This is a genomic window from Limimaricola hongkongensis DSM 17492 (assembly GCF_000600975.2).
GTDB lineage: Bacteria > Pseudomonadota > Alphaproteobacteria > Rhodobacterales > Rhodobacteraceae > Limimaricola > Limimaricola hongkongensis.
In genome coordinates this window covers 519799-531696 of sequence record NZ_KK088649.1, presented here as the reverse complement: position 1 = coordinate 531696, position 11898 = coordinate 519799, and the positions used below count along the sequence as shown (strand labels likewise).

Below are 11898 nucleotides of genomic sequence, written 5' to 3'. Positions count from 1 at the left end.
CCCCTACCGGCGCGACATACAGACGTTGATCCATCGAAATGAACCGAAGCCGCCCGCATATCTCTTCAGATATCTGCGATGTCAAAGAGCGTGAAGAAAACCAAACCAGAGCGCCACTCAATGGCGCCCCGCCCCGTTCCCTTCGGAATTTCGTTCCCGCCGGTGCATCTCTGCGCCGCCGGTGAGGGGCCTTCTACGGATAGCCACCGGGACCCGCAAGCCCGAAATTCAAACTTTTTGCCCTCCCCGACGGAACCCGCGGCAGACAACGGCATTGAACCCATGGTCCCACGCGCCCCCTGCCCTGCATCAGGCCGTGCCGAAGCGCTCCGCCACGAGGCGCTTCCAGCGTATCCGGGTCGCGAGCAGCCCGAGGATCAGGCCCAGATAGACCAGCGGTTCGATCTGAAACCCCTTGGCGAGCCAGATGTAATGCACCGCCCCAAGGATCGCGATGCCGTAGACCAGCTGGTGCAACCGCCGCCAATTGCGGCCCAGTCGGCGCACCGACCAGTTGTTCGAGGTCAGCGCCAAGGGAATCAGCCCGACGAAGGCGATCATGCCGACGGTCACATAGGGCCGCTTCAGGATATCGGCCCAGACCCGACCAAAGCTCTGCACGTCCAGAAGCGCCCAGACCGAGAAATGCGCCAGCACGAAGAAGAAGGTCAAAAGACCGATCGCGCGGCGGAACCTCATCAGGCTGACGCGGGTGTATTTCAGCAAGGGCGTCACGGCGAGGCCCGTCACCAGCAGCTTGATCGCCGTGTCGCCATATTCGCGCTCCAGCGCGTTGATCGGCTCCACCCCGAGCCGCCCGGTCAGCGCCTGCCAGAACAGGAACGCCGCCCAGGCCGCGCCCAGCGCATAGAGCGGCCAGGCGGGCACGCGGCGCAGCACGCCGTTGATTTTCTGGGCGGCTGTGAGCGGCCTGGCCATCAGAACTGCGCCTTCAGGTCCATGTCCTCGTAAAGCGAGGCGACCTCGTCATAGCCGTTGTACATCAGCGTGTCCTGGCGCGACGAGAACAGCCCGCCGCCGATGCGCCGTTCCGTCGCCTGGCTCCAGCGCGGATGGTCCACGGTTGGGTTCACATTGGCGTAAAACCCGTATTCGGCGGGCGCGAGCGCGTTCCATGTCGTGACCGGCGGCTCCTCCACGAGCGAGATTCGCACGATCGACTTGATCGATTTGAAGCCGTATTTCCACGGCACCACCAGCCGGATCGGCGCGCCGTTCTGCTTGGGCATCGGCTTGTCGTAGAGCCCGGTCGCCATGATGGTGAGCGGATGCATCGCCTCGTCGAGGCGCAGCCCCTCCACATAGGGAAAGTCAAGCACGCCGCGCCGCACGCCGGGCATGTTCTCGGGCTGCACCGCCGTCTCGAAGGCGACGTAGCGGGCATTGGGCTGGACGCCGGCGCGATCGAGGATGTCCTTGAGCTCGATCCCCTGCCACGGCACCACCATCGACCAGGCTTCGACGCAGCGCAGCCGGTAGATGCGCTCCTCGACCGCGAGACCGTCCAGAAGCTCGGCCAGCGGGAACGTTCCGGGATTGTCGACCAGCCCGTCCACCGTCACCTGCCAGTCATCGGTGTCGAGCGCGGCCGCGTTCTTGGCCGGGTCGGCCTTGCCGGTGCCGAATTCGTAGAAGTTGTTGTAGGTGGTGATTTCCTCGAAGCTGTTGGGCTCCAGCGCCTCTTGCGCGGCGGCCCGTCCGGCAAGGGCACCGAGGCCCAGCGCACCTGCACCGGCCATGATCTGGCGGCGGTTGAGAAACAGGCCGCGCGGCGTCACGTCGGCTCGGGTCAAATCGTTGGTCCAGCGATACGCCATCGGGATCTCCTTGGTCTGCGCGCGGTTCGACGTAGACACGTTCTAGACGCAGGACATGTTTCGCGGCGTCACGATGATGTTGAATCGCCGCTCCGACCGCCGATCTCGATGAACATAACGTGAGTTGAGACGCGCGGTGCCGCGGGCTTAGCGCGAAACACGGGGTTTCCATGCGACCACGTGCAGCATCGGCGGCAATCCCCGATCGAACCATCGGGGCGGCGTGGAGTTTGCGTATCGAAAGCCCTTGTCGGCTTTCCGAGATTCGTTTCCGGTCTCGCCACGAGGGCCCATCATCGGCCCAGACATGGGAGTTCCCTATGCTTCGCACCACTCTTCTTTCGATGACCGCTGTCGCCGCCCTTGCCGCCCCCGCCTTGGCCGAAAGCCACATGGAAGCCAAGGACATCGTCGCCACGGCACAGGAAGCCGGCGATTTCTCGACCCTGCTGAGCGCCGCCGAAGCCGCCGGCCTGGTCGAGACGCTGCAGGGCGAAGGCCCGCTGACCGTCTTTGCCCCGACCGACGCCGCCTTCGACGCGCTGCCCGAGGGCACGCTCGACTCGCTGCTGGCCGATACCGACAAGCTGACCGAAATCCTGACCTACCACGTGGTCGAAGGCGCGGTGATGTCTTCGGATCTTTCGGATGGGCAGATGGTCGCCACCGTCAACGGCGCCGAGGCCGAGGTTTCGGTGGGCGACAGCGTCATGATCGGCGACGCCACCGTCGTCACCCCGGATATCGAGGCGTCGAATGGCGTGATCCACGTGATCGACAGCGTGATGATGCCGTCGATGTAAGCGCAGGCGCTGCTGCAGGAAGGCCCCGGCGGATCGCTCCGCCGGGGCCTTTTTCATGCGCGCCGGCGCGTCATCAATGCAGCACGGCCCCTTCGGGCTTGGGGCGCCGCGTGCCAGACACCCGGTCGCCGACGATCAGCCCGTCGGCCCCGGCGCTGATGCAAAGCTCCTCGCCGTCGCGAATATCGCCCGCGAGGATCATCTCCGCGAGCTGGTCCTGCAGCGCCCGCTGGATCACCCGCTTGAGCGGCCGCGCCCCGAAGACGGGATCGTAGCCCTCATCGGCCAGCCACGCCTTCGCCGCGTCGTCGAGCGACAGCGTGATGTTGCGATTCGCCAGACGCTTTTCGAGCCGGGCCAGCTGGATCTCGACGATGCCCGACATGTCCTCGCGGCCCAGCCGGTCGAAGATGATCGTCTCGTCGAGCCGGTTCAGGAATTCGGGCCGGAAATGCGCCCTGACCGCCTCCATCACGTCGCGCCTGGCGCCGCTGGCATCGGCCCCGTCGGGCAGCTGGCTCAGCGCCTGCGCGCCCAGGTTCGAGGTCAGCACGATCAGCGTCTGCTTGAAATCGACGCGGCGGCCCTGGCCGTCGGTCAGCACCCCGTCATCGAGCACCTGCAACAGCACGTTGAAGACGTCCGGGTGCGCCTTCTCGACCTCGTCGAACAGGATCACCTGATACGGCCTGCGCCGCACGGCTTCGGTCAACACGCCGCCCTCGTCATAGCCGACATAGCCCGGCGGCGCGCCGATCAGCCGGGCCACCGCGTGCTTTTCCATGAACTCCGACATGTCGATGCGCACCATCGCCTGGTCGTCGTCGAAGAGATACTCGGCCACCGCCTTGGTCAGCTCGGTCTTGCCCACCCCGGTCGGCCCGAGGAACAGGAACGAACCCAGTGGGCGGTGTTCGTCATTGAGCCCCGCCCGTGCCCGGCGCACCGCGTTCGACACCGCCTGCACCGCCGGACGCTGGCCGATCACGCGGCGGCCCAGCTCGTCCTCCATGCGCAGAAGCTTCTCGCGTTCGCCTTCGAGCATCTTCGAGGTCGGGATGCCGGTCCAGCGTTCGACCACCTCGGCGATCTGCTCGGGGCGCACGGCTTCCTCGACCATCAACGGATCGTCAGACTCCTCGGCCGATTTCAGATCGCGTTCGAGCTGCGGGATCACGCCGTAGCTGAGCTCGCCCGCGCGGGCGAGATTGCCCTCGCGCTTGGCGATGTCGAGCTCGGCGCGGGCCCGGTCGAGCCGCTCCTTGAGGGTGCGCGACCCTTCGAGCCGGTCGCGTTCGGCCTGCCACTTGGCGGTCATCGCGTCGGCCTTCTCGGTCATCGCGCCGAGCTCTTCCTCGATCTTGGCCAGACGCTCCTTGGAGGCCGCGTCATCCTCGCGCCTGAGCGCCTCGGCCTCGATCTGCATCTGCAGGATCGCGCGGTCGAGCGCGTCGAGCTCCTCGGGCTTGCTGTCGACCTCCATGCGCAGCCGGCTCGCCGCCTCGTCCACGAGGTCGATCGCCTTGTCGGGCAGGAAGCGGTCGGTGATGTAGCGATGCGACAGCTGCGCCGCCGCCACGAGGGCCGAGTCCGAGATCCGCACGCCGTGATGCAGCTCGTATTTCTCGCGGATGCCGCGCAGGATCGAGATCGTGTCCTCCTCGGTCGGCTCCTCGACCATCAGCGGCTGGAACCGCCGGGCGAGCGCCGCGTCCTTCTCGACATATTTGCGGTACTCGTCGAGCGTGGTGGCGCCGACGCAGTGCAGCTCGCCGCGCGCGAGCGCGGGCTTGATCAGGTTGGCGGCATCCATCGCGCCATCGGCCTTGCCCGCGCCGACCAGCGTGTGCATCTCGTCGATGAAGAGAATGATTTCGCCCGCCGCGGCCTCGATCTCCTTGAGCACCGCCTTCAGCCGCTCCTCGAATTCGCCGCGATACTTCGCGCCCGCGATCAGCGCGCCCATGTCGAGCGACATCAGCCGCTTGTTGCGCAAGCTTTCCGGCACGTCGCCATCGATGATGCGCAGCGCCAGCCCTTCGGCGATCGCGGTCTTGCCGGTGCCCGGCTCGCCGATCAGGACGGGATTGTTCTTGGTGCGGCGCGACAGCACCTGCATGGCGCGGCGGATTTCCTCGTCGCGGCCAATGATCGGGTCGATGCGGCCCTGCTCGGCGGCCTCGGTCAGATCGCGCGCGTATTTCTTGAGCGCGTCATAGCCTTCTTCGGCGTTGGCGCTGTCGGCGGTGCGGCCCTTGCGCACGGCGTTGATCGCGGCGTTGAGCGACTGGGCCGAGACCTTGCCCGCGTCGAGCGCCTCCTTGGCTTTCGATTTCACCATGGCGAGCGCCATCAGGATGCGCTCGGCGGGCACGAAGCTGTCGCCCGCCTTTTTCGCGATCTTCTCGGCCTCGTCGAGCACCCGGCCCGTGCTCTGGTCGAGATAGGTCTGGCCCGCATCGCCCGACACCTTGGGCAGCCTGGTCACGGCGGCATCGACCGCCTCGCGCACGCGGGCGGCGTCGCCCCCCGAATTGGTGATCAGGTTCGCGGCCAGCCCCTGCTCGTCATCCATGAGCGCCTTGAGCACATGTTCGGGCGCAAGGCGCTGGTGGCTTTCGCGCATGGCGATGGTCTGCGCGGCCTGGATGAAGCCGCGCGAGCGTTCGGTGAACTTTTCGAGGTTCATCTGTCTCTCCTTGGTCAAAGCGCCCGATGGAAAGACGCCCGCTCTGGCGGCGCGCCCCGGTTCGGACCTCTGTCCAAAGAGATGGGTGACGCGGTGACAGCGCGCAAGTGCCGGGACATGCGAAACGGGCCGCCGGATCGGCCCCGGCGGCCCGCCTGTCAAGGCGATGCGCCCGTTACCGGGCTTCGGCCTCGTCCTCGGGATCGAGAAGGATCTCGGGCTCGGGCGCGTCTTCCGCCGCGGGCGAGACATCGATGTCGGCTTCGGTGTTCGGCTCGGCTTCGAGCTCACCGGCGGTGTCGGCGTCGCTGTCGGCGACGTTCGGGCGGACTTCGACGTCGGGGGTCTGCGGCTCGGCCGCATCGGTGGCGGCGTCGTCGATCACCGCGTCGTCGAGCTCGGCATCGCCGGTCTCGCCGGTGTCCGCCGGGGCCTGGCCTGGCACCTCGAGCGGCGCGGTGTCGAAATCCTCGGCCTCCTCGGCGCGGAACCAGCCGCCCAGCACGAGCAGGATGACGAGCAGGATGAAGCCCATCGGGATCATCACGTAGATCAGGGCGCGGCGTGAACTGCGGGGCTTGTCGGCCATGTGTCTCTCCTTGGCTTGGCCGCCGCAGGGCGACCCGTTCACCATCGCAACGCCGCCCCGCCCGGGGCGTTCCCGCCTGCCCGCGCTTGACGCGCGCGCCCCGCCCGCGTCAAAAGCGCCCGATCCCAGCCCCAAATCCCCGGAGAGCGCCGCCATGACCGCCATCGCCCCCGCCGACGACCGCTTGATCGTCGCCATCGACCGTCCCGACGCGCTGTCGGGGCTCCAGCTTGCCGATCAGCTCGGCGACGCGGTGTCGTTCTACAAGATCGGGCTCGGGATGCTCACCGGCGGCGGCCTCGCGCTCGCGCGCGAGCTCAAGGACGAACGCGGCAAGCGCATCTTTCTCGACATGAAGCTGTTCGACATCGGCGCCACGGTCGAGGCGGCGGTGCGCGGGCTGGCGCAGTTCGATCTCGATTTCCTGACCGTGCATGGCGACCCGCATGTCGTGCGCGCCGCGCGCGAGGGCGCCGGGGCCAAATCGACCAAGATCCTCGCCGTGACGGTCCTGACCTCGCTCGACCGCGCCGATCTCGACGAGGGGATGATGCGCGCGGGCGACCTGGCCGAGATGGTGGTGGAGCGGGCGGCCCGCGCGCTCGAGGCCGGGGCCGACGGCGTCATCGCCAGCCCGCGGGAGGCGGCGATGATCCGGGCGCTGCCGCAGGCGGCGGGCAAGCTGATCGTGACGCCGGGCGTGCGGCCCGACGGCGCAGCACTTGGCGACCAGAAGCGGGTGATGACCCCGGCGCAGGCGATCGCGGCGGGCGCGGATCACGTCGTGGTGGGCCGCCCCGTCTGGCAGGCGGACAACCCCCGCGCCGCGGCGCAGGCCATCATACAGGACATGGGCGCGGCCTGAGCGCCACCCCCACCCCTAAGGGATTCAATCGCCACGACAAATGAATCGCAGAGTCTTCGCGGCCACAGGGAACCGAAATCGCGCATTGGCGGTTGACGATCCAGAAAAAGCGAGCAGCGGAGACTCTTCGAATGCAGACCATCAGACTCGGCGACGTGCGCTACAACGCCCAGATCGGGGCCTTCGAGGCGCGCGTGGACGTGGACCGCAACGGCACCACCTACCGCTACCCCTGCCAGGTGGCCGGGCCGATCGACATGGATTCGGGCCATGTGCGCGCCGGGCTCACCCGCCACGCCATGCGCATGTCCGACAGCGGCGCGTCGCTCTGGTCGCATCTCTGAGCGCAGCGCTCATCGCTTCACGAAAGCCGCACGACGAAAAAGGCCCGCCAATCGGCGGGCCTTTCGCGTCTCGGGCGGGCGGCTCAGGCCGCCTGCGCCACCACCGCCGCACTCAGGTCGCGGCGCACGGGGCCTTCGCCCACCGCTTCGCCCAGCGCCTCGGCGGTCGCCGCCGACAGGGTCCAGCCAAGATGGCCATGGCCGGTGTTGTAGAACACGCCCGGCGCGCGGCCCGGTCCCACCTTGGGCATCATGTTGGGCAACATCGGCCGCAGCCCGGCCCACGGCACGCAATGCTCGGTCGACACGCCGGGAAACAGCCGCTCGACCCAGTCGACCAGCGGCTTGACCCGGTCGGCGCGGATATCGCGGTTGAAGCCGTTGAACTCGGCCGTGCCGGCGACCCGGAACCGGTCCTCGCCCAGACGCGAGGTGACGATCTTGGCCTTGTCGTCGAGCAGCGAGACATGGGGCGCGGCGGCCCGGCTCTGCGCGTCGCGCAGGTTCACGGTGATCGAGTAGCCCTTCACGGGATAGATGTTGACCCGGTCGCCCAGCTTGGCCGCGATCTCGCGCGAGCCGACACCGGCGCAGACCACGACACCGTCAAAGCGGTGCGCCGCGTCGGTGGTGACGGTGACGCCGCCATCCTTCGCCGCGACATCGGTGATCTCGTGCCCCATGCGGAAGATCACGCCCTGCGTGGCGAGCCATTCGGCCATGCCATAGGTGAACTTGTGGATGTCGCCGGTCGAATCGCTGGTGGTGACGAAACCACCCGTCAGCGGCCCGGTCAGCTGCGGCACCCGCGCGCGCACCTCTTCGGGCGACAGCTCGTCGCGGGTGAGCCCGCCTTGCGCCAGCAGCTTGTTCACCCGGCGCCCATCCGCCAGATCCTGCTGGGTCTGGTAGAAATGCACGATCGAGGCGGGCGAGAAGTCGAAATCGATCCCCGCCGTCTCGGCCATCTCCTTCAGCCCCGCGCGCGCCGCGATCGCCATTTTCGTCGTGGCGATGGTGTTGGCCTCGTAATTGCGGATCTGCCCGAGGAACTCGGCCATCCAGCTCAGCTTGTGCCAGCTCGGCTTGGGGTTCACCGACAGCGGCGCGTCGGGCTTCATCAGCCACTTCATGCCCTTCATGACGGTGGCCCAGCGATTCCAGACCTCGGCGTTCGAGGCCGAAAGCTGCCCGCCATTGGCAAAGCTGGTCTCCATCGCGGCATAGCGCTGGCGGTCGAACACGGTGACCTCGTGGCCCCGCTTCAGAAGGGAATAGGCGGTGGTGATGCCGGTGATCCCGGCGCCCAAGACGGCATAGTGCGGCATTTCGGCCTGCTCCAACGCGCCCCCTCCGTCCTTGGTGCCTGAGAGCTTCGCCGCCATGACATCAGGCCATGCGCGACTTTCCCCTTCGGCGGGCCTGTCGGCCTCTCTCCGGAATATATGCGGCCCGGCCGGTCCTTTTGCCTGAGAGATCGCGGGGCGCGCGACTGCTCCTTCGGCGGCGGACCGTCCCGCTCTCTCCCGGCAGGACCGTTTCCTATCGGAAACATACGGCATACGAGCGTATTCCGCTAGTGCATCCCGCACATGATTTTCATGAGATTCGCAAATCGCGTGACATGTCCGCCGCCATGCTTGCAAGCGCCCGGAAACGCGCCGATCCTCGGGTGCGACCCGGCCCGAAAGGATCGGCGATCCGCCGCGCATCAAGGGAGAGCACCGCCGTGGAGACCCCGAAGAACCGCTTCAAGGCCGCGCTGCGCGAGGGGCGCCAGCAGATCGGGCTGTGGAACATGATCTCGGGGCCATTGGTGCCCGAGGCGCTGTCGGGGCTGGGCTATGACTGGGTGGTGATCGACACCGAGCATTCGCCCACCGACGTCGCGGATGTGCTGCCCGCGCTGCAGGCGATGGCCGCCGAACCCGCCACCTCGGCCGTGGTGCGCCCGGCGTGGAACGATCCGGTGATCATCAAGCGCCTTCTGGATTTCGGCGCACAGACGCTGCTGATCCCTTACGTGCAATCGGCCGAAGAAGCGCGCGCCGCCGTCGCCGCCACCCGCTACCCGCCGGTCGGCATGCGCGGCGTCGCCGGGCTGCACCGGGCCACCCGTTATGGCCGGATCGGCGACTATGCCGCGCGCGCGCATGAAGAGACCTGCGTGCTGGTACAGGTGGAAACGAAAACCGCGCTCGACCGGCTCGAGGAGATCGCGGCCGTCGAGGGGGTCGATGGCGTGTTCTTCGGCCCCGCCGACCTGTCGGCCAGCCTCGGCCATCCCGGGCGGCTCGATCACCCGGAGGTCGTCGCGGCGATCATGGACGGCATCGACCGGCTCAAGGCGATGAACGTGCCGTCGGGCATCCTGTCGCTCGATTCGGACTTCGCGCGGGCCTGCATCGCGCGCGGCACAGGCTTCACCGCCGTCGGCATCGATGCGGGGCTGATGCTCGGTGCGGCGCGCGACCTGTTGGGCCGGTTCCGCTAGCGCGCCCGCCGGGGCGTCGCGGCGACCGGCGCCGCTGTCGCGCCGTCAAAGCTTTCCCCGCCCCGAAGGCGGCTGTAAACTGCTGCCATGCCCTCCCTTTGCCGCGCCTGCTGTCACGTCTTCGAGGCCGGGAAACGCTGCCCCGCCTGCCGGTCCCCGCGCATCACCTCCCACCCCGAGCTGCTGACGCTGTCGATCGCGCACATGGATTGCGACGCCTTCTTCGCCAGCGTCGAAAAACGCGACAACCCCGATCTGGTGGACAAGCCGGTGATCGTCGGCGGCGGGCGGCGCGGCGTGGTGTCCACCGCCTGCTACCTCGCCCGCATCCGCGGCGTGAAATCGGCCATGCCGATGTTTCAGGCGCTCAGGCTCTGCCCCGACGCGGTGGTGGTGAAGCCGCGCTTCGAGGCCTACACCGAAGCGAGCCGCGCGATCCGCGCGATGATGGAGGAGATGACCCCCGCGATCGAGCCGCTCTCGCTCGACGAGGCGTTTCTCGACCTCACCGGCACCGAACGGCTGCACGGCGCGCCACCCGCGGTGATGCTGGCGCGGCTGACGCGCCGGATGCAGGAGGAGCTCGGACTCACCGGCTCGATCGGGCTGTCGCACAACAAGTTCCTCGCCAAGATGGCCAGCGATTTCGACAAGCCGCGTGGCTTTTCGGTGATCGGCCGCGCCGAGACCGTGGATCTTCTGCGCCCCAAGCCGATCGGGCTGATCTGGGGCGTCGGGCCGCAGGCGCAGGCGGCGCTCGACGCGGTCGGCATTCGCACATTCGAGGACGTTCTGCGCTGGGAGCGCGACGACCTGATCCGCCGTTTCGGCGGCCTCGGCGAACGGATCTGGTACCTCGCGCGCGGCGAGGACCGCCGCCGCGTCACCGCGCATGAGCCGGTCAAGGGCATCTCGAACGAGACCACCTTCGACGCAGACACACGCGACCCCGAGATTCTCGACGGCCATATCTGGCGCATGGCCGAAAAGGTGTCCTCGCGCGCCAAGGCGAAGGACCTCGTCGGTCGGGTCGTGACGCTCAAGCTCAAGCGCGCCGACCACACCTTGCTGACGCGCCGCGTCTCCTTGCGCGCGCCGACCCAGACCGCGGACACGCTCTATCGCACCGCGCGCGGGCTGTTCGACGCGCGCGGCGAAAGCGGCGCCTACAGGCTCTTGGGGGTCGGGCTGTCGGACCTGTCGGCGGCGGCGACGGCACCGTCCGAGGCCGACCTGCTCGATCCGAACCGCGCGGCGCGCGAACGCGCCGAACGCGCCGCCGACGCGATCCGGCAGCGATTCGGCGCCGACGCGATTCTCAAGGGCCGGGCCCTGCGCTAGTTCTTGAGCACCATGCAGGCCGCCCCGGCGGCCCGCAGGCGCCGGCACAGCGCCTCGGCCCCCGTGCGGCTGTCGCGGCCGATCTGGGCGACGTGACGGCGCGCGGGCTGGCCGGGCAGCCGCGACCGGGTGAAGGCCACCTGCTCGGCGCCGATCACCCCGCCGACCTGCCTGCGAATCTGCGCCAGCCGCCGCTCCACCGCGCCGCGTCCGGGCGCGGAAGCGAGAATCACGCCCCATGGCAGCACCGGCGCCGTCACCCGGAACTGGGAAATGCTGCGTCCCGCCGCCTGTTCGGTGCAGGCCTCCTGAAAGGGCCGCCCCGCCGCCAGCGCCAGGTCGATCTTTTCCGGCGGGCGGTCGCGCCATTCCAGTGCCGCGCGCCCGGTGATCGCCTGCACATAGGCCTCGGTCTCGCCGGGCAGCCAGTCATTGCCCGCGAGGAATTTCTCGGCCCGCGCCTCGCCCGCGTTATAGGCCACGGCGGCCAGCCCGAGCGAGCCATAGCGCTCGGCCAACTCGGCCAGATAGCTGGCCGAGGCCGCCAGCGCCTGCGCCGGGTCGAACGGATCGGCCAGCCCGCGCAGCTTGGCGGTGCCGGGCATGAACTGCGCGATGCCGAGCGCGCCCGCCGGGCTGACCGCGCCCGCATCGAACAGGCTTTCGCGCCAGACCAGCCGCGCGAAGAACCCCACGTCGAGCGCGTGGCGCAGGGCCAGCGTTTCGATCGCGGCGCAGACATCGGGGATGTAGCTGTCGAGCGCGATGCAGGGCCCGCCGGGCACGCAGCGCCGCTCGGAGGCGGGTTCGGCCATGGCGGGCGGCGCGGCGAAGGTGAAAACGAGCGACAGGCAAAGCGCGATACGGGACATGCCGACCAGTCTGATCGAAACCGCGGGGCGGAGGAAATCAACTCTGCGCGGCGGGCACGGCAT

General features: G+C 68.5%; 11 protein-coding genes and 1 riboswitch. Of the genes, 5 read left to right on the top strand and 6 right to left on the bottom strand.

Annotated elements, in window-relative coordinates; genetic code table 11:
- Positions 1 to 309: 309 nt before the first annotated feature.
- Both msrQ and msrP read right to left on the bottom strand, forming a co-directional pair.
- Entirely contained in the window at positions 310 to 939 is a 630-nt protein-coding gene (gene msrQ / locus LOKHON_RS04590) for a protein-methionine-sulfoxide reductase heme-binding subunit MsrQ (protein ID WP_017927575.1), read from the bottom strand.
- Positions 939 to 1838, bottom strand: coding sequence for a protein-methionine-sulfoxide reductase catalytic subunit MsrP (msrP, locus tag LOKHON_RS04585; protein WP_017927576.1), 900 nt, complete (start codon positions 1836 to 1838; stop codon positions 939 to 941). Before msrP ends, msrQ begins: the two co-directional genes overlap by 1 nt.
- Positions 1839 to 2158: 320 nt before the next feature.
- Between msrP and LOKHON_RS04580 the strand changes: the two genes are divergently transcribed.
- Positions 2159 to 2641 (top strand): fasciclin domain-containing protein, encoded by a 483-nt coding sequence (locus LOKHON_RS04580; RefSeq protein ID WP_017927577.1) that lies wholly within the window; start codon positions 2159 to 2161, stop codon positions 2639 to 2641.
- Positions 2642 to 2714: 73 nt separating this feature from the next.
- On the opposite strand, the gene clpB is transcribed toward LOKHON_RS04580, so the two are convergent.
- Together clpB and LOKHON_RS16050 are read right to left on the bottom strand one after the other, a co-directional pair.
- Positions 2715 to 5330 carry an ATP-dependent chaperone ClpB gene (gene clpB / locus LOKHON_RS04575; protein WP_017927578.1) on the bottom strand — a complete coding sequence of 872 codons (2616 nt, stop codon included), beginning with the start codon at positions 5328 to 5330 and terminating at the stop codon, positions 2715 to 2717.
- A gap of 175 nt (positions 5331 to 5505) precedes the next feature.
- A complete protein-coding gene (locus LOKHON_RS16050) occupies positions 5506 to 5919 on the bottom strand; it encodes a hypothetical protein (RefSeq protein WP_017927579.1) in 414 nt (137 codons plus the stop codon).
- Between the two features lie 154 nt (positions 5920 to 6073).
- Between LOKHON_RS16050 and pyrF the strand changes: the two genes are divergently transcribed.
- Complete coding sequence (gene pyrF, locus LOKHON_RS04565) at positions 6074 to 6784, top strand: orotidine-5'-phosphate decarboxylase (RefSeq protein ID WP_017927580.1); 711 nt, start codon at positions 6074 to 6076, stop codon at positions 6782 to 6784.
- Positions 6785 to 6915: 131 nt separating this feature from the next.
- The gene (locus LOKHON_RS04560) at positions 6916 to 7128 is read left to right on the top strand and encodes a hypothetical protein (protein ID WP_017927581.1); all 213 of its coding nucleotides are present in this window, start codon (positions 6916 to 6918) and stop codon (positions 7126 to 7128) included.
- Positions 7129 to 7211: 83 nt separating this feature from the next.
- Here LOKHON_RS04560 and LOKHON_RS04555 read toward each other — a convergent pair whose 3' ends face one another.
- The gene (locus tag LOKHON_RS04555) at positions 7212 to 8456 is read right to left on the bottom strand and encodes a D-amino acid dehydrogenase (RefSeq protein WP_033315443.1); all 1245 of its coding nucleotides are present in this window, start codon (positions 8454 to 8456) and stop codon (positions 7212 to 7214) included.
- Positions 8457 to 8575: 119 nt separating this feature from the next.
- Positions 8576 to 8667, bottom strand: a riboswitch (glycine riboswitch).
- Positions 8668 to 8857: 190 nt separating this feature from the next.
- Between LOKHON_RS04555 and LOKHON_RS04550 the strand changes: the two genes are divergently transcribed.
- Together LOKHON_RS04550 and LOKHON_RS04545 are read left to right on the top strand one after the other, a co-directional pair.
- Positions 8858 to 9622, top strand: a complete 765-nt coding sequence (locus LOKHON_RS04550) for an HpcH/HpaI aldolase family protein (protein WP_017927583.1) — start codon at positions 8858 to 8860, stop codon at positions 9620 to 9622.
- Between the two features lie 87 nt (positions 9623 to 9709).
- Positions 9710 to 10963, top strand: coding sequence for a DNA polymerase IV (locus tag LOKHON_RS04545; protein WP_017927584.1), 1254 nt, complete (start codon positions 9710 to 9712; stop codon positions 10961 to 10963).
- Here LOKHON_RS04545 and LOKHON_RS04540 read toward each other — a convergent pair.
- The gene (locus LOKHON_RS04540; RefSeq protein ID WP_017927585.1) at positions 10960 to 11835 is read right to left on the bottom strand and encodes a lytic transglycosylase domain-containing protein; all 876 of its coding nucleotides are present in this window, start codon (positions 11833 to 11835) and stop codon (positions 10960 to 10962) included. The genes LOKHON_RS04545 and LOKHON_RS04540 overlap by 4 nt on opposite strands.
- Positions 11836 to 11898 lie beyond the last annotated feature (63 nt).

Excerpts from the sequence above, each read along its gene's own strand:
- msrQ (WP_017927575.1), bottom strand. The coding sequence starts at position 939 with ATGGCCAGGCCGCTCACAGCCGCCCAGAAAATCAACGGCGTGCTGCGC.
- msrP (WP_017927576.1), bottom strand. The coding sequence starts at position 1,838 with ATGGCGTATCGCTGGACCAACGATTTGACCCGAGCCGACGTGACGCCG.
- LOKHON_RS04580 (WP_017927577.1), top strand. The coding sequence starts at position 2,159 with ATGCTTCGCACCACTCTTCTTTCGATGACCGCTGTCGCCGCCCTTGCC.
- clpB (WP_017927578.1), bottom strand. The coding sequence starts at position 5,330 with ATGAACCTCGAAAAGTTCACCGAACGCTCGCGCGGCTTCATCCAGGCC.
- LOKHON_RS16050 (WP_017927579.1), bottom strand. The coding sequence starts at position 5,919 with ATGGCCGACAAGCCCCGCAGTTCACGCCGCGCCCTGATCTACGTGATG.
- pyrF (WP_017927580.1), top strand. The coding sequence starts at position 6,074 with ATGACCGCCATCGCCCCCGCCGACGACCGCTTGATCGTCGCCATCGAC.
- LOKHON_RS04560 (WP_017927581.1), top strand. The coding sequence starts at position 6,916 with ATGCAGACCATCAGACTCGGCGACGTGCGCTACAACGCCCAGATCGGG.
- LOKHON_RS04555 (WP_033315443.1), bottom strand. The coding sequence starts at position 8,456 with ATGCCGCACTATGCCGTCTTGGGCGCCGGGATCACCGGCATCACCACC.
- LOKHON_RS04545 (WP_017927584.1), top strand. The coding sequence starts at position 9,710 with ATGCCCTCCCTTTGCCGCGCCTGCTGTCACGTCTTCGAGGCCGGGAAA.
- LOKHON_RS04540 (WP_017927585.1), bottom strand. The coding sequence starts at position 11,835 with ATGTCCCGTATCGCGCTTTGCCTGTCGCTCGTTTTCACCTTCGCCGCG.